The organism is Kribbella shirazensis (genome assembly GCF_011761605.1).
Taxonomy (GTDB): Bacteria; Actinomycetota; Actinomycetes; order Propionibacteriales; family Kribbellaceae; genus Kribbella; species Kribbella shirazensis.
Genome location: NZ_JAASRO010000001.1, coordinates 4,556,206 through 4,571,774, shown reverse-complemented (window position 1 = coordinate 4,571,774; position 15,569 = coordinate 4,556,206). Strand labels below are relative to the sequence as shown.

The 15,569-nt window shown below is 69.3% G+C and carries 17 protein-coding genes; 3 read left to right on the top strand and 14 right to left on the bottom strand.

The features are described 5' to 3' along the window. Position 1: 1 nt before the first annotated feature. From BJY22_RS22180 to BJY22_RS22140, 9 genes are all read right to left on the bottom strand, one after another. Positions 2-253 (bottom strand): DUF6167 family protein, encoded by a 252-nt coding sequence (locus BJY22_RS22180; protein WP_167209708.1) that lies wholly within the window; start codon positions 251-253, stop codon positions 2-4. After that, a complete protein-coding gene (locus BJY22_RS22175) occupies positions 250-660 on the bottom strand; it encodes a DUF948 domain-containing protein (protein WP_167209706.1) in 411 nt (136 codons plus the stop codon). Before BJY22_RS22175 ends, BJY22_RS22180 begins: the two co-directional genes overlap by 4 nt. Positions 661-854: 194 nt before the next feature. After that, positions 855-1,532, bottom strand: coding sequence for a hypothetical protein (locus BJY22_RS41125; protein ID WP_202891214.1), 678 nt, complete (start codon positions 1,530-1,532; stop codon positions 855-857). 42 nt (positions 1,533-1,574) lie between these two features. After that, entirely contained in the window at positions 1,575-1,904 is a 330-nt protein-coding gene (locus tag BJY22_RS22165; RefSeq protein WP_167209705.1) for a nuclear transport factor 2 family protein, read from the bottom strand. Then, positions 1,901-3,349 (bottom strand): replication-associated recombination protein A, encoded by a 1,449-nt coding sequence (locus BJY22_RS22160; RefSeq protein ID WP_337758864.1) that lies wholly within the window; start codon positions 3,347-3,349, stop codon positions 1,901-1,903. The genes BJY22_RS22165 and BJY22_RS22160 overlap by 4 nt, the downstream gene beginning before the upstream one ends. A 182-nt stretch (positions 3,350-3,531) precedes the next feature. Next, positions 3,532-4,482, bottom strand: a complete 951-nt coding sequence (locus BJY22_RS22155; protein WP_167209702.1) for a hypothetical protein — start codon at positions 4,480-4,482, stop codon at positions 3,532-3,534. Further along, positions 4,479-5,357, bottom strand: a complete 879-nt coding sequence (locus BJY22_RS22150) for a VC0807 family protein (RefSeq protein WP_167209700.1) — start codon at positions 5,355-5,357, stop codon at positions 4,479-4,481. The genes BJY22_RS22155 and BJY22_RS22150 overlap by 4 nt, the downstream gene beginning before the upstream one ends. A 70-nt stretch (positions 5,358-5,427) precedes the next feature. After that, on the bottom strand, positions 5,428-7,914 hold the full coding sequence (secA2, locus tag BJY22_RS22145) for an accessory Sec system translocase SecA2 (protein ID WP_167209699.1): 2,487 nt from the start codon (positions 7,912-7,914) through the stop codon (positions 5,428-5,430). A gap of 45 nt (positions 7,915-7,959) precedes the next feature. Next, positions 7,960-8,766 carry a GNAT family N-acetyltransferase gene (locus tag BJY22_RS22140; RefSeq protein ID WP_167209696.1) on the bottom strand — a complete coding sequence of 269 codons (807 nt, stop codon included), beginning with the start codon at positions 8,764-8,766 and terminating at the stop codon, positions 7,960-7,962. Between the two features lie 106 nt (positions 8,767-8,872). On the opposite strand from BJY22_RS22140, the gene BJY22_RS22135 reads away from it, so the two are divergent. Both BJY22_RS22135 and BJY22_RS22130 read left to right on the top strand, forming a co-directional pair. Continuing rightward, complete coding sequence (locus BJY22_RS22135) at positions 8,873-9,475, top strand: AMIN-like domain-containing (lipo)protein (RefSeq protein WP_167209695.1); 603 nt, start codon at positions 8,873-8,875, stop codon at positions 9,473-9,475. A 125-nt stretch (positions 9,476-9,600) separates the two neighbouring features. Next, positions 9,601-10,824 (top strand): phosphatase PAP2 family protein, encoded by a 1,224-nt coding sequence (locus BJY22_RS22130; protein WP_167209693.1) that lies wholly within the window; start codon positions 9,601-9,603, stop codon positions 10,822-10,824. A gap of 47 nt (positions 10,825-10,871) precedes the next feature. Here BJY22_RS22130 and BJY22_RS22125 read toward each other — a convergent pair whose 3' ends face one another. Both BJY22_RS22125 and BJY22_RS22120 read right to left on the bottom strand, forming a co-directional pair. Further along, positions 10,872-12,890 carry a GxGYxYP domain-containing protein gene (locus tag BJY22_RS22125; RefSeq protein WP_167209691.1) on the bottom strand — a complete coding sequence of 673 codons (2,019 nt, stop codon included), beginning with the start codon at positions 12,888-12,890 and terminating at the stop codon, positions 10,872-10,874. An 80-nt stretch (positions 12,891-12,970) separates the two neighbouring features. Further along, entirely contained in the window at positions 12,971-13,501 is a 531-nt protein-coding gene (locus tag BJY22_RS22120; protein WP_167209689.1) for a hypothetical protein, read from the bottom strand. Between the two features lie 62 nt (positions 13,502-13,563). Between BJY22_RS22120 and BJY22_RS22115 the strand changes: the two genes are divergently transcribed. Further along, positions 13,564-14,271: a methyltransferase domain-containing protein gene (locus tag BJY22_RS22115; protein ID WP_167209687.1), complete on the top strand. Its 708-nt coding sequence runs from the start codon at positions 13,564-13,566 to the stop codon at positions 14,269-14,271. A gap of 1 nt (position 14,272) precedes the next feature. Here the strand turns inward: BJY22_RS22115 and BJY22_RS22110 are convergent, their stop codons facing one another. Genes BJY22_RS22110 through BJY22_RS22100 form a run of 3 tightly spaced genes read right to left on the bottom strand, consistent with a single transcriptional unit; the run spans position 14,273 to position 15,531 of the window. Beyond that, complete coding sequence (locus BJY22_RS22110) at positions 14,273-14,626, bottom strand: GntR family transcriptional regulator (protein ID WP_167209685.1); 354 nt, start codon at positions 14,624-14,626, stop codon at positions 14,273-14,275. Between the two features lie 21 nt (positions 14,627-14,647). Next, positions 14,648-15,073 (bottom strand): VOC family protein, encoded by a 426-nt coding sequence (locus tag BJY22_RS22105; protein WP_167209683.1) that lies wholly within the window; start codon positions 15,071-15,073, stop codon positions 14,648-14,650. Further along, positions 15,070-15,531, bottom strand: a complete 462-nt coding sequence (locus tag BJY22_RS22100) for a helix-turn-helix domain-containing protein (RefSeq protein WP_167209681.1) — start codon at positions 15,529-15,531, stop codon at positions 15,070-15,072. The genes BJY22_RS22105 and BJY22_RS22100 overlap by 4 nt, the downstream gene beginning before the upstream one ends. Between the last annotated feature and the right edge of the window lie 38 nt (positions 15,532-15,569).

Genomic DNA, 15,569 nt, shown 5'->3' with positions numbered 1-15,569 from the left:
GTTACCGGTAGTCCTCACGCTGTGTCGAATCAGTCTGGGTTGCGTTCTCGATGCCCAGCGCGTCGCGCAGCTCGGTCTCCCGCTCGGCCATGCCCTCGCGGACCTGGTCGCCGAAGTGCCGGACCGCGGCGGCCAGTTTGGCCGCGGACTCCTGGACACTCTCCGGAGCGAGGATCTGGGCCCGCTTCTTCAGCCGGGTGACGGCGTACACGCCGACGGCGATCCCGACGATCAGCCAGAAGATCCGCTTCACCGCTTCCGTGCCTTCCGCTCGGCCTTCATCTCGTCCTTGACGCGCTTCGCGACGTCCTTGCGCTGCTGCTCACCGAGTGCCCGGCGGACGCCGTACGTGAACGCGGCCGCCTTCACCAGCGGACCGCCGGCGGTGGCCGAGAACAGTGACATCAGCGCGGCCGCGTTGGTGGTCACGGTGGTCGCGTTGTCGGTGATCGTGTCCACCTTCGCCAGCTGGGCGTTGGTGGTCGCGACCGTGGTCGTCACCTCGCCGAGCAACGGGACACTGGAGTCGGAGACGCCCTTCACCATGATCCGGGTCTCGTCGAACACCTTGCCGAGCTTCAGGATCGGATAGGCCAGCAGGCCTACCAGGATGAGCAGCGCGCAGGCGGCTATCAGCCCCGCGACTTCACCGACGCTCATGGAAACGATCCACCTTCCCGTAGCGACCTCGTGCGACCTTGTGGACCGCCCGACCTTATCGCGCGGCGTCACCGCACTCCGCTCCAGGACACCATCCCGCACATCACAGTCGCTCACCAAACCGGCTCACCCGCTCGGTAACCCTTCCGTCGCAGGCGGTTCACCGCGCGTGGCCGGTGGTCCGGGCACGCTGCTCAGCCGAGGATCGGGAGCGGGACCGTCAGGAGCGGCAGGCTCGGGAGCGCGAGGCGCGGGGTCGGCTTCGTGGGTTTCGGCTTGGGCGGTTTCGTCGTCGGGGTCGGGGTCGGGCTCGGCGTGGTCGGAGCCGGCGTCGTCGGCGTCGCGGTGGTGGGTGCCGGGGTCGTCGGGACCGGTGTGGTCGGGGCCGGGGTCGTCTGCGCCGGGGTCGTCGAGGTCGCGCCGGGGGTCGGCTGGACCGGGCTGGTGCTCGGACCCGCCGGGCTGCTCGTACTGGTGGGGCCGCTCGGCGACGCAGGCAGTGACGGCGGTGTGGACGGCGTCGCCGAATCCGGCGCGGGCCTCGACCGCTCGGACGGGGCCGACCAGGGTGGCGCCGTCGCGGTCTGGGTCGCCGATGGGAACCCAGGCGTGAGCGGCTGCATCGGCTTACCCACCGGGAGCGACGGCCGCGCGCTGGACCTCGACGGACCTTCCGCGCGCTCCGGCGTACTGGACGCACCATTGGCCTGCGGCATCTCGGTGTGCCGCGCTCCGGACGGTACGAAGAACCAGGCGCCGGCCACCGCGACCACGACGGTCGCGAGAACGCCCAGTTTCAGGATCCGCGGACGCCGGCGGCTGTGCCGCGCTCCGAACTTCTTGACATGTCGACCTAGCTGGAACTGCCTCACTGGTTACCCTTCACCCCCAGGTCGTCTGGCAGCCTACCCAATTCATACGTTTCGATCGAACCTCACGATCAGTCCCCGGACGGCGCCGTCCGGTGCCCACTCCAGCTCCATCGTCCCGGTCCCACCGCCCGACCAGCGGAACCGGGCCACATCCGTCCCGTCGTACTCCCGCACCTCCACGAGGCTCATCGTGTCCGACGGCGGATTCTCCCGGTACGCCGTCGCGATCGCCGCCCGCCCTGCGAACGGGCCGGCCGGGACGCCCACGAACGTCATCGACGCGTCCGCGGCGAACCGCTCGGCGAACGCGTCCCAGTCGCCGGTGCCGACCGCGTGGTTGAACGCGTCGACGTGCTCGGCGACGCGGCTCATGCGCGGTCCCGGAGGATCTTGCGGATGGCGGCGACCCGGTCGGCGTACGCCGCCTCGCCGCCGCGGCGGGTGGGGTTGTAGTAGTCGGTGCCGTCGATCACGTCCGGCGCGTACTGCTGGGGGACGATGCCGCGCGGGTCGTTGTGGGAGTACTGGTACGACGAGCCGTGGCCGATCTTCTTCGCGCCGGCGTAGTGCGCGTCCCGCAGGTGCGGCGGGACCGGGCCGACCTTGCCCGCCTTCACGTCCGCGATCGCCGCGTCGACCGCCATGATCACCGCGTTGGACTTCGGCGCCAGCGCGAGCGCCACCACCGCCTGCGCGAGGTTGATCCGCGCCTCCGGCATCCCGATCAGCTGCACCGCCTCGGCGGCGGCGACCGCCACGCCCAGCGCGGCCGGATCCCCCATTCCGATGTCCTCGCTGGCCGAGATCACCAGCCGCCGCGCGATGAACCGCGGATCCTCCCCCGCCTCGATCATCCGCGCCAGGTAGTGCATCGCCGCATCCACATCCGAGCCCCGGATCGACTTGATCAACGCGGACGCCACGTCGTAGTGCTGGTCACCGGCCCGGTCGTACCGCACCGCGGCGCGGTCGACCGCCGTCTCCAACGTCACCAGGTCAATCACCGCCCGGCGAACCGCCTCAGCCTCGGCGGAGTCGGTCGACTCAGTCGGCTCGGGTTCGGTGGCTTGCCGGTACTTGACCGCTTGGTCGCGTTTGGCGCGGGCACCGCCGGCGGCGGCTTCCAGGTACGTGAGTGCGCGGCGAGCATCGCCGCCTGCCATCCGCAACAGGTGATCCCGGGCGTCGGCGGCGAGCTCGAACTCGTCGTTCAGACCCCGCTCGTCCACCAGCGCACGATCGAGCAGCAGGGAGATGTCTTCATCGGTCAGCGACTCGAGCGTCAGCAGCAGGCTCCGCGACAGCAGCGGTGAGATGACCGAGAAGAACGGATTCTCCGTGGTGGCCGCGACCAGCGTCACCCAGCGGTTCTCGACGCCGGGCAGCAGCGCGTCCTGCTGCGCCTTGGTGAAGCGATGCACCTCGTCGATGAACAGTACGGTCTCGACCGCACCGCCCGGCCGCGCCAGATCGCGCCGCGCCCCGTCGATCACCTGCCGCACGTCCTTCACCCCGGCAGTCACCGCGGACAGCTCGACGAACTTCCGGTTCGTCTGGTGCGAGACAACGGCCGCGATCGTCGTCTTCCCGGTCCCCGGAGGGCCCCACAGGAGAAGGGACATCGGCTGGTCGCCCTCCACCAGCCGCCGCAACGGCGAGCCGGGCGCCAGCAGATGCTGCTGCCCCACCAACTCGTCCAGACTCCGCGGCCGCATCCGCACCGCCAGCGGCGCCGCGGTGTGGTCCGCGTCCGCCAGACTCCCACCACCACGGGCCGGCGCCGGCGCACCCGGAAGATCGAACAACCCATCACTCACCCCAGCACCCTAACCACCCCCACCGACAATCACGCCCTCCGGCCGGGTCGCCCGCTCACGTCGAGGTTGCCCACTCACCTGGAGGGTTGCCCCCTCAATTTTCCAGGGGGCAACCCTCCAACTGAGGGGATGCCCACTGAGCTGGAGGGTTGTGCGTCGGGGGGGGTACCGGCCGACCGGGGTCAGCGGCCGGGGCCGGTGGGGCGGTTGGGGTTGCGGAGGGCGCGGGCGTCGCGGCGGGTCACCGGGCTGGGCCCGTCGAGGTTGTTGATCAGGTCGGCGCGGACGGAGCGGAGCTGGGCCTGCGCGGGATCGAGGCGTGTCGCGACGGCGAGGTCGTGGTCCCGCCAGGCGCCATTGAACGCCTTGGCGTAGATCACGACCGCGGGTACCCGCGCGGCCCACTCGACCCACTCCGGGGCGCCGGTCAGGCCCACCCCGGTGCTGTACGCGAACAGCAGAGACGTCCTGTTGATCTGCTGCATGACCAGCTCGCGCTTGCCGATGGGCGCCTCTTGCCTCCGGGCCAGGTTCCGGCGGTCGTCCATCAACTGCTGCGCCTGCCGAACCAGCTCGTCGGCCGCCTCGCGGAGCGGCTCGCTCACGCGGACGTGCGCACCCTCCGCGATCACGTCGCGCAGGACACTCGCTCTGGCGAACCGGGTCAGCGACTGAGCGAGCCATTCGTCGTCCCGGTCCGGCACGCTCACCTGGCCGCCGTACGCCTCGTCGAAGTTCCTCCGCAGGTCGGCGACCGTCGTGACCGGCATCGTCCGGCCGTCCAGCGCGGCCCGGTTGACCGCCTGTGCGGACGCCTCCTCGAGGCTCGTCCCCCAATCGTTCTCGGGGTCGAGCGACAGGTCGGCCGCTGCTCCCAGGATCTGCTCGGCATCGGTTCCCGCCGGATCCAGGCGTACGTCGTCCAACTCGAGCTTCTTCCACCAGTGCGCGAGCCGGTCCGCCACCCGACGCTCCCGGTCCGTGGCCGCAGCCGGGAACGATCGCTCGAAACGGTCCAGCGCCAGCAGAGCCTCGGTGGCGAACAGGTCCACCACTTGTTGCGCCGCGGCGAGCTCGTCACGGCTGGGCTCGCCACGGTAGGCAGGCGCGGTCCTCGGCGTCTGCGACGTCATTTCTGGCCGTCCAACTCGGCCTGGACCCGCTCGACGGCCTCCGCCCGGCGCCGCAGCTTGTCGAACCGCGCGGACAGCTCCGGGTCCGCGACCTGGTAGCCGGCGTCCTCCGCGGCTCCGGCCGGGACGTACCACCAGCGCCCGCCGTACCAGGTCGGACCGACCTCCGCCCCGGCGAGCATGACCGTCGCCTCATCGCTGTCGATCAACTCGCGCATGCGTTCCTGCGAAACGTAGTCATCGGTCACCCACCCGACTGTAGGCCGCCGAGGGGCGAACACGAGGTGCCACGTACCGCTGCGCCGGAGCAGGACCAGCGTCGGGATCTGGAGTACGACGATCGTCACGACCGTGATCACCGGGTCTGTGGCCGGCACTACGGAGATCGGCAACGTGTACGCGACAACGACGCGGACGATGCCGTCGATGATCGTCGCGATCCCCCACCACACCGTGATCCACTTCCAGGCGTGCCGGAACCGCGCGTTCGTCTCCCACAGTTGCTCCATCACGCGCGCCCGCCGCGGCATCATCGCGAGCGTGACCGTGTAGCAGAGCGGCCGTGGATGCCGCAGCGACCACAAGGTGATGCCTGCGAACGGCAGACTGATCCACGCGTTGCGGACGAGCAGCAGCCGCGCGTCCCCTCCGAGCACGGCGACCACCGCGCTACCCACCATGCTCAGCACGACCGCCGTCCCGATCAGGTCCGTACGGCGGGTGCGCACCAGCGAGACCGCCGAGCTGATCAGGCCCGGGACGATGCCGACCAGCAGGGCCGTCAGGTCACTCGCGCCGAGCGCCCGCAGCCCGTAGAAGAGCGCGAGCGGAACACCGACGTCGACGACGAGAAGCCATCGGTTGTTGTGGGGCATGCGGCGAGCGTCGCCCGAACAGCCGCCGCCGGGCATCGGGCCGACGGCTGTCCACCCCTAGACCAAAGTCTCAGTCCTTCTTCTTCTCGACCTCGTCGTCGTCCGCGTCGTCGTCCGCATCGTCGTCCGCGTCCCGGAGTTCTTCGGGGAGGTCCTCGTCAACGTCGCGGAGTTCCTCCGGGAGGTCGTCCTCGTCGAACTCCTCCGCGAGGATCTCCTCCGGCTCGGCGGCCGAGCCGGGTTTGATCGCGTTCCGGAGCCGGCCGAGGATCCGGTCCGCCTCGGTGCCGAACGGGTTGTCGTTGACCAGGTACGTCCACGTCGCCGTCGGCCGCGGGATCCCGCTCGCCTCCTCGTCCAGCCCTTCGGAGGTGATCTCCGCGGATCCGAAGGTCTCGGCCGCGTCCTTCCACGCGTCCTCGATCAGCGTGTCGAACGACGCGATCGCCGACTTGTTGAACTCGTCGATCGGCTTCAGGTGCACGATGCCGCCCGCCAGCGAGCGCAGGTGAATGCCCTCGCGCAGGTCGGCCAGGTACGCGAGGTGGTCGGTCCACCGCCGGTCCAGGTGCCGCAGCGCGATCCGCCGCGCCGCGTTCTTCACCACGTCCTCGCCGACCTCGTCGAGCAGTTCGTCGTACCGCTCCTTGGACCGCTCGGCGAGCTCGGTCGCGGCCAGGTCCTCGGTCAGCACCTTCTCGCGGGTCTCGAGCAGGATCGCCCGCTGCTGCCCGGTCAGCCGGTTGTACTGCCACGTCGTACGGTGCAGCTCGGCGTTCGCGCCGTCCGCGACGCGCTGCGCGTGCTCGAGCATCCCGATCGACTTGCGGTCGGTGAGCCGCCCGGTGTCGTCCGGGTGGGGCCGCAGACCGGACGACACGGAGTACCGCGTGACCAGCTCGTCGGCGAGCGACGCGAAGAACAGCGACCCGCCCGGGTCACCCTGCCGGCCGGCGCGACCGCGCAACTGGTCGTCCAGCCGCCGCGAGGCGTGCAGGCCGGTGCCGATCACGTAGAGGCCGCCGAGCTCGAGCGCCTTGTCCTTGTCGTGCGACTCGTCCCTGCCGCCCAGCCGGATGTCGGTACCGCGGCCGGCCATCTGCGTCGACACGGTCACCGTCCCCGGCACACCGGCCTCGGCGATGATCGCGGCCTCCTCGGCGTCGTTCTTCGCGTTCAGTACGACGTGCTCGATACCGGCCGCCTCGAGCTGGTCGCTGAGCTGCTCGGACTCCTCGACACTGTGCGTCCCGATCAGGATCGGCCGCCCGGTCTCGTGCACCTCGGCGATGTGCTCGACCAGCGCCTCGTTCTTCTGGTCGACCGTGAGGTACAGCCGGTCGGGCTCGTCCTTGCGGATGTTCGGCTTGTTCGGCGGTACGACGGCGACCTCGACGTCGTAGAACTCCTGGAGCGACTCCCCCACGACGACCGCGGTACCGGTCATGCCGCACAGCGTCTTGTACCGCTTGATCAGGGACTGCACGGTGATGCTGTCCAGCACCTCACCGGAGTCACTGACCGGCACGGCCTCCTTCGCCTCGACGGCGGCCTGCAGACCGTCGGGCCAGCGCTGCAGCTTCGCGATCCGGCCACGGTTGTTGTTGATCAGGCTGACCTTGCCGTCACGCACCAGGTAGTCGACGTCCTTGCGCAGCAGCATCTCGGCGTGCAATGCGACGTTGATCTGGGTCAGGCGGTCCAGGTTCTCGTCGTCGTACAGGTTGATCCCGTCGAGCGCTTCCTCGACCTTGTCGGTGCCCTTGTCGGTCAGCGCGACCGTCCGGCCGTCGCCGTCGATCTCGAAGTCCACACCCGCGCGCAACGTCCGGACCAGCTGGACCACGTCGTCGTCCAGGGCCTCGTTGCGGGTCGCGCCGGCCAGCACCATCGGAACCCGGGCCTCGTCGATCAGCACCGAGTCCGCCTCGTCGACGAGCGCCACGTCCGCCTCGACGGTGACCCGGTCCGCCACGTCGGTCACCAGGCGGTCCCGCAGTACGTCGAAACCGATCTCGCTGACCGGGACGTAGCAGACCTCCGCCTGGTACGCCTCGCGGCGCTCGTCCGGAGTGGACGCCTGGCCGACGTGCGACACGGTGACACCGAGCAGCTCGTACACCGGGCCCATCCACTCGGCGTCGCGCTTGGCCAGGTAGTCGTTGACCGCCAGCACGTGCACCCTGCGGCCGCCGACGGCGTACCCCGCAGCGGCGATCGCACCGGCGAGCGTCTTGCCCTCACCGGTCGCCATCTCGACGACGCGGCCCTGCAGCATCGCCAGCGCGCCGACGACCTGACCGTCGAACGCCCGCTCGCCGATCGTCCGCCGGCCGGCGTCCCGGGCCAGCGCGAGGAACTCGATCTGCTCGTCCTCGTGCAGCCCGCCGGTGGTGCGCAGCTCCGCGACCGCCTCGGTGAGCTCTTCGTCGGTCAGGGACAGGACCGAATCCTCCGCCTCGCCGACCAGCTGGGTGAGCCGTTCGTACGGGCCGAGATCGATCGAGCCGGGGCGCTGCAGCAGCCGGCGGAAGCGGGAAGCGATTTTCAGGGCCATGATGCAGGCAACGTACAGCCTCGGGCGGTCGTTCCGCAGGTCAGGTCAGGGTGTCCACTCGTACGGCGTGGTGGTGGTGACACCGTGCATGCCGAGTTTCCGCAGGATGGGGCGGGAGTCCTCGGAGGCGTCGACGCGGAGGAACTCGTAGCCGCGCTCCTTCGCCAGGCTGGCGCGGTGGACGAGCAGCGCGGAGTACAGACCCCGGCGGCGCCATTCCGGGAGCGTGCCGCCGCCCCACAGGCTGGCGAAGCCGGTGCCCGGGTGGAACCGGATCCACGCGGCCGACACCGCGGGACCGCCCGGTCCCTTCAGCGCGTCCTCGACGAGGAACACCGACAGCCGGTCCGGGAACATCCGCGCCTCCGCCGCCAGCCGGTCGACGATCCGCTCCAGGCCGCTGTGCCACAGGGTGTCGGTGAGTACGCCGATCCGGTGGTAGTCGTCCGGGTCCCGCGCCTCCCGCAACCGCACCTTCGACGGCAGCGCCGACGGCCGCTCCAGGATCCGGTCCACCTCGCCGAGGATCAGCGTCTCCGCCTCGCCCCGCGTGAATCCGTGGCGCGCGAGCCGCTCCCCCAAATCGGCCGGCTCGTCGTACGCGTAGGTCTTCCACTCGAACGGCAGCCCGCGCTCCTGGAAGAACGCCACCTCGGCCGCGATCACCTCGTCCGGGTTCTCGCCCAGCCCGCGCGGCGTCTCGACGAATCCGGCACCCTCCGATCCCTCCACGTACGAGCGGTGCACCCGGCCGTCGGGACCGACGTGCTCCTGCTTCCAGCCCGGGATCGCGTCCGCGTCCGGGAGCCGGATCCGGCGGTGGAACACGTCGAGCAGCTCGTCCGGGGTCATCTGCTCATCGTGCCCGATCGACTACCTGAAATCACCAGGTCCGGAAGTCAACTATCACGTCCCGGCAGCCGTCCAAGTAAGTGTCCTCATAAGGGGGGAAAACATCATGAACATCCACCACATCACCCGCAAGACGATCCTCGCCGCAGTCGCCGTCCTGGCGATCCCCGCGGCGGCGTTCGCCGCACCGACGCTCAGCGGCTCCACTTCCGCCCCCCGCACCGTTTCGGCCGCCTCGACCACCACCTCGTGCCCGCGCGGCTGGGGATCGTTGCCCGAGACAAACAGCCGCATGGTCGCGTCGCCGATCACCAACGTCCGCTCCGGACGGCACGCCTGCTTCGACCGCCTGGTCATCGACCTTCGCGGCCGCGCACCCGGGTACGACGTGCGCTACGTGCAGAACGTCTACACCGACGGCGAGGGACGACTCGTCCCGCTCCGCGGTGGCGCGAAGCTGCAGGTCATCGTTCGCGCACCGGCGTACGACAGCAACACCGGTAAGTCGACGTACACACCGGCGAACCGCCGTGAGCTGACGAACGTGAGTGGCTACAGCACGTTCCGCCAGGTCGCCTTCGCCGGCAGCTTCGAGGGCCAGACCACGATCGGCGTCGGCGTCCGCGCCCGGCTGCCGTTCCGCGTCTTCACCCTCGCGGGCCCGGGCACGAACAGCCGCCTCGTGGTGGACGTCGCCCACCGCTGGTAAGCCCCCACCCCCAGCGGCCGCCCTTCCTCCAAGGCGGCCGCACCCATGAGTGTCAAGCCAAATGTCCAGTTCTCAAGTAGTGATACTGCACTTTGGAGCGGGTTGCCGGGTGTCACGATCCATGCGTGACGACCCTACGCAAACCGCTTGCCCTGGCGGCCGTGTCCGCCCTCGCCCTGTCAACGCTGGTATCCGCACCCGCTGCCGGTACCACGACCCCGACCGACGTCGCACTGGAGTGGTACCACGTCACAGCTGAGACGATCGCCGCCGCCGGCGCGCCGACCCAGGTAACCAACAACCGCACCTGGGCGATCGGCTGGATCGCAGCCACCCGTGCGCTACTCCGATCGCCCGCGGCGCCGACGCCGTACCAAGAAGCCGCTGTCGCCACCGCGGTCCACGAGACCTTGGTGACTCTCGCACCGGCCCGTAAGACCGAGCTGGATCAGGCCCTGACCGCCACACTCGCCCGCATCCCCGACGGCAGCGCCGAGACTGCAGGTGTCGCGGCAGGACGCCAACAGGCACAGGCGATCCTGGCATCGCGTGCCGACGACGGCTTGGACCCGGCCTCGGTCAACGCGCCGTTCACCCCACCGTCGGCCGCGGCGGGTGTGTGGCAGCCGACGCCGCCGACGTACAGTCCGGCGACGCAGTACGGGAACAGGCTGGCGAAACCGTTCCTCCTCGACAGCGCCGACCAGTTCCGCCCGGGGCCACCGCCGGCGCTGGGATCGCCGCAGTACAACCGCGATCTGGCCGAGGTTCGTGCCGACGGGGCGGTCGGCAGTACGACGCGCACGCAGGCACAGACCGACACCGCCACGTTCTGGCTCGGCTCGTCGTACGTGCTCTACACCGAGCCCCTGCGAGTCGCGCTGTCAGAAGCAGCGCAGCGCCCGTTGGCTGAGCGGACCAAGCTGGTCGCGCTGTTCCACGTGGCCGCAGTCGACACGCAGATCGCCACCTCGGACACGAAGTACGCGTACCTGCGCTGGCGTCCGATCACTGCGCTTCGGACGACCGTCGACGCGGAGTGGACGCCGCTGCACAACACTCCCGCCCACCCGGACTACCCGAGCGGCCACAACACGTACTCCGGCTCGGCCGAACAGGTGCTGACCACACTGGTCGGCGCACGCACCACGAAGCCGTACACAATCGGCAGCCCGAGCGCCCCGGGCGTGACGCGCACCTACAGCAACTGGCGCCAGCTCACCGTCGAGAACGTCGACGCCCGCGTCTGGTCCGGCATCCACACCCGTACGGCGGACACCGTCGGAGTGACCCTGGGCCGACAGGTGGCCGCCCACGCACTCCGTAACGCCGGCAAGCTGTTCGGCTGATGCATGCTCCGGCGGGCGGTTTGCAGACCGCCCGCCGGAGCACCCTTTTACAGCACTCTGTTGAGCAGGTCGTAGAAGGTGTTGCCGAGGACCAGTTCGTAGGGGTCGGTAAGCAGTGGTGCGAGTTCGGCCATGTCGGACGGCGTCCACGACCAGGCGCCGATCAGGCCCGACACGAACATCGGGCTCGCGCCGTCCCAGTTCGCGATCCGCCGGTCCAGCGCGGCCTTGAACTCGACGGCCTTGCCGGGCGCGCCCCATCCCCCGGTGATCGGCAGGCCACCTTGACGGACGGCAAGCGGTTCGCCGTCCCAGGTCTGCATGATCCCCTTGGTCGGTGTGTAGGCGGCGTACCCCTCGGCGATCTCCTTGGACAGCAGGACCCACGTGTTGTCCTGCCGGCCGCTGTACGCGTACACCAGGTCGAGGCCGGTGCGGCGCATGAAGCTACCGGTCATCTTCAGGTACTCGGTGAGCTCGGCGGGCTTCCACGACGACGGGTAGGTGTAGCCGCCGCCGGACGGGCCGCAGACGAGCAGGTCGTTGCCGGTCGCGGTGCGCTGGAAGTAGCTGTAGATGTTCGGTCCGGCCTCGGCCAGGAGCGGGCTGATCGTCCAGTTGGTCGGCGCCTCGCCACGCTTCGGGTCGTCCCAGATCTCGCGCAGCCGGCGCTGGCAGTACTGGATGTTGTCGCCTTCGCCGAACGTCAGCGTGACGTACACCTTGTTCTTCGGTGAGTCGATCCGCCGTACCGGACGCACCTTGTCGGAGATCGGTGTGGTGAGGCCGGCGTGCACGGTGCCGTTCATGTAGAAGTCGGCCGCGACCACGGGCGAGCCGCCCTTCGACGCGAGGTCGACACCGTCCCATTCGCCGGAGACGTCGTTCGCGAACCAGCCCAGGTACGGCGCGGGCGTCGGGTACTTCGCGAAGTGCTCGATCAGCAGCTCGCCCGTCGCGCCTCCCGGTGGCAGCCAGCTCACCAGGGCCTTCGTCGCCACCACGTAGTCGCGGAAGTACGCGAACGGCTCGATGCGGGTGGGTGAGGTGTCGGTGATCGACACCAGGTACTGGTTCCACATCTCCACGGTGACGACGAGGGACGTCGTACCCGCGGGTGGTTCGAAGCGGTAGATCCAGTAGTTGCCGCCGTCGGCGAAGCGGTTCGCCTCGCCGCCGATGGACGAGTGCGAGCCGTCGAACAGGTACGGAGCCTCTTCCGGCGTGTCCGGTTCGAAGCTGGCGATCTCGGTGCCGTTCGCCTTGACCGACACCGTGCGCACCGAGGCGCCCCAGCCGTCGTCGGTGAACGAGTCCGCGAACTTGACGTACACGGCTTCCTTGCCGAGCTTCGCCGAGACGTCGAGGGTGTAGGTACCGCGGTTCGACGAGTCGCGGATCTGTTGTGTCTCGCGGGCGATCTCCTGCCAGACCACGCCCTCGACGTCGACCACGCGGGTCGGCGGGAGGCCGGCGAGCAGCTGGTGGGTGACCCTGGGGAACAGGTTGTCCAGCTGCCAGCGGTAGGTCTTCACGCGGTCGTCGTCGAACATGCCGCGCAGGTCCTTCACGATCTTCAGCCCGTGGGCCCTGGCCTGCTCCGCGTCGGCGACGACGGCGCCCTCCAGTCCGGCGAGCGTGGTCGCGACGTTCAGCGAGTCCGGTACGGCGGGATCGTGGACGATCGCGCCGCGGACCCGGCTCCGGTACTTCGCCACCAGGTCCAAGGGGTTCTTGTACAGCTTCGTCGGCAGGCGCATCTCGGACAGCCACTTGGCGTCCGGCACGCTCTCGGTCCCGGTGTCGTAGATGAAGTACAACTCCGGCTCAGTACGGTTGACGACGCCTTGCAACGTTGTCAGCAGAGTCTGATCTCCCCCGCTGAGTTTGCTGACGTCGGCGTAGTCCAGGTGTCGTGGGCGGTTGAACACCGGCAGCAGCCGAGCGGGGCTGCCGGACGTCGATGAAACTGCAGCTTCTGCGGCAGTGGTGAAGCCCGGAACCATCCCGAGCCCACCCACCGTCACCGCACCGCTGCCCGCCAGGAACGCACGTCTCGAAACCATCGCGACCACTCCCTGAGGTTGACATCGATGTCAAATCTGCCGGGAATCTAGCAACCTCCGGAGAGCGTGTACATACCTCGTTACAACGTTGGCCCGACTTTCTTGGAATCGTTTCCGTCCGGCGTCCTGCGACGCGCGAAGCGGGACCGGAACGAGCCGTCGTACTCGAGTTTCGTGTAGCCGGCGGAATGGACGCCGACAGCGACGATGCCGGTGACGAGGAAGACGACGCCCGCGAGCGTCGAGATGTGCCAGAACGCCGCGGTCAGGCCTGCGAACGCCGCGCCCTCCGCGATCGCCTTGGCGACGCTGACCAGGCGCGACCTGGTCACCTGACGACGGAACGCCTCCTGCCGGTTCAGTACCAGGAGCGCCGCGAGCAACGGGATCGAGACGGCGAACGCGACGACGCAGATCGTCGCGGTCAGATCCAGCGGCGACGCGGTCAGGAACGGCTGGACCACCACCAGCCCGGCCGCGGCCAAACCGCCGTAGATCAGATTGGACTGCCGGATCCACTCCTCCTGCACCGCGGGGTCGGCCTTCGCGGCCTCCGCATCCGCCCGCAGCTGCTCAGCTTCCTCGACAGCCGCCCGCTTGTTCTCGTCCATCTGCCCATCCCTCCCGCGAAAATCCGGTGCACAGACGTACAGCGGCGAGCAATAGTAAGCGGGTGCGGTACTACTACGCCGAGCACCAGGCGGCCTACCGGCGACTGGCCGACGAAGGCCTGACCCAGTGGAACGACCTCTTCGAGCAGGACCGTACCGACGACTTCGACGCGTTCCCGAACCGCGCCTTCCTCGAACGCACCCTCGACCACCTCGACCTGCGGCCGACCCCCCACGTCCTGGAGTACGGCTGCGGCACCGGCGCCGCCGCGTGCTTCCTCGCGGCGCGCGGATTCCACGTCGACGCGATCGACCTGATCCCGGAGGCGATCACCCTCGCCCGCCGGTTCGCCCGCGAACGCGGCGTCAGCGTCAACTTCAGCGTCCACGACGTCTGCGCCCTGCCGCCCGGGACCAAGCAGTACGACGTGATTCTCGACAGCTACTGCCTCCAGTCGATCGTCACCGACCCCGACCGCGCCGCCCTCCTCACCGCCGTACGCGACCGACTGAGCGGCTACTACCTCCTGTCCACGGCCATGTACGACACCGACCGCGTGTACGAGGACGGCTTCCGGTACGACGCCACCACCGGCATCTGCTACCAGGAGACCACCGAGCCAACGCCCGACGCGGTCCAACTCGACAACACGTGGTACCTCCCCCACCGCCGCCACCTACGCCCCGAAGCCCTCCGAGCCGAGCTGGAGCGCGCCGGCCTCCACGTCCTCTCCCAAGACAACGGCAACGTCATCTGCACCCCCGCCTGACCTACCAGGCGCGTTGCAGGATCTCCGTGGCTTCGGCCAGGGACAGGCCCGCCTGGCGGGCGGCTGCGGCGAGCTTCAGGGCGGCGGCGTGGGTCGCTGCGTCGTTGGTCTGGCTGCGGGACGCCAGCACGAACGTTCCGTTGCGCCCGCGGGTCTCGACCAGCTGGTCGGCTTCCAGCTCCTTGTACGCGCGCGCCACCGTGTTCACGGCCAGCCCGAGATCGAGCGACAGCTGCCGTACCGTCGGCAGACGGGTCCCCCGGGCCAGCTCCCCGGAGCGGATCATCGCCTCGAGCTGCGAGCGCACCTGTTCGTACGGCGGTGTCAGTCCGACCGGATCGACCGTGATGTCCATCCGGCAAGCATGCCGTAACGCTCAGGCGAAGTCCTCCGCGGTGTACGGCTTCTGCTCGACGAGGACGAGCCAGTTCCCGGAGTTGTCGCGCAGTACCGCCTCCACGCCGTACGGACGGTCCGACGGCTCCTGGATGTACTCGACGCCCTTGGCGGTCAGCTCCGCGAACGTCTTGCGGCAGTCGTCGGTCGCGATGCCGAAACCGTGCATCGTGCCCTTCGCCATCATCCGCTTGACGGCCGCGGTGGCCTCCTCGTCCAGCGGCGGGCCCGGCAGCGCCAGCTGCAGCTCCAGCTCCGGGTGATCGGGGTGGCACACGGTGCACCAGCGGAAGTCGGGCAGCTTGATGTCGGTCTTCAGCTCGAACCCGAGCTTGTCCGTGTAGAACGCCTTCGCCTCATCGACGTCGTTGACGAAGACGCTCATCAGGCTGATGTTGGTGATCACGATTCCTCCTCGGCAGGGCTCTCCGTACGACGGTAGGCGACTCCGCCGTCGCCGGGCTTCTCCGGAATTGCGGACTTCAGCCCCAGCATGAACACGAAGCACCCCGGGATCCGCAACCCGGCCTGCGTCCGCTGGTACTCCGACGGCGTCATCCCGACCAGCTCGGTGAACCGCTGCGAGAACGACCCCAGGCTGCTGTACCCGACCAGCCCGCACACCTCCGTCACCGTCAGGTTCGTCGCCCGCAGCAGATCCGAGGCCCGCTCGATCCGCCGCCGCGTCACGTACTGCATCGGCGTCTCGCCGTACTCCGCCGCGAAACAGCGCAGGAAGTGGTACTTCGACACGCCGGCGGCCGCCGCCAGCGCGGCCAGATCGAGCGCCGCCGCGTAGTTGCGATCGGCAACATCCCGCGCCCGCCGCAGATGCGGCAGGAGCTCCACCGGTACGTCGCTCACTTGACCGACTTTAGATAATTGAAGTAGGAGCCAAAAGA

Bases quoted from the DNA above. Each gene is read 5' to 3' on its own strand.
- BJY22_RS22110 (WP_167209685.1), bottom strand. From the start codon at position 14,626: ATGGACATCACGGTCGATCCGGTCGGACTGACACCGCCGTACGAACAG.
- secA2 (WP_167209699.1), bottom strand. From the start codon at position 7,914: ATGGCCCTGAAAATCGCTTCCCGCTTCCGCCGGCTGCTGCAGCGCCCC.
- BJY22_RS22165 (WP_167209705.1), bottom strand. From the start codon at position 1,904: ATGAGCCGCGTCGCCGAGCACGTCGACGCGTTCAACCACGCGGTCGGC.
- BJY22_RS22140 (WP_167209696.1), bottom strand. From the start codon at position 8,766: ATGACCCCGGACGAGCTGCTCGACGTGTTCCACCGCCGGATCCGGCTC.
- BJY22_RS22150 (WP_167209700.1), bottom strand. From the start codon at position 5,357: ATGCCCCACAACAACCGATGGCTTCTCGTCGTCGACGTCGGTGTTCCG.
- BJY22_RS22120 (WP_167209689.1), bottom strand. From the start codon at position 13,501: ATGGACGAGAACAAGCGGGCGGCTGTCGAGGAAGCTGAGCAGCTGCGG.
- BJY22_RS22155 (WP_167209702.1), bottom strand. From the start codon at position 4,482: ATGACGTCGCAGACGCCGAGGACCGCGCCTGCCTACCGTGGCGAGCCC.
- BJY22_RS22135 (WP_167209695.1), top strand. From the start codon at position 8,873: ATGAACATCCACCACATCACCCGCAAGACGATCCTCGCCGCAGTCGCC.
- BJY22_RS22125 (WP_167209691.1), bottom strand. From the start codon at position 12,890: ATGGTTTCGAGACGTGCGTTCCTGGCGGGCAGCGGTGCGGTGACGGTG.
- BJY22_RS22175 (WP_167209706.1), bottom strand. From the start codon at position 660: ATGAGCGTCGGTGAAGTCGCGGGGCTGATAGCCGCCTGCGCGCTGCTC.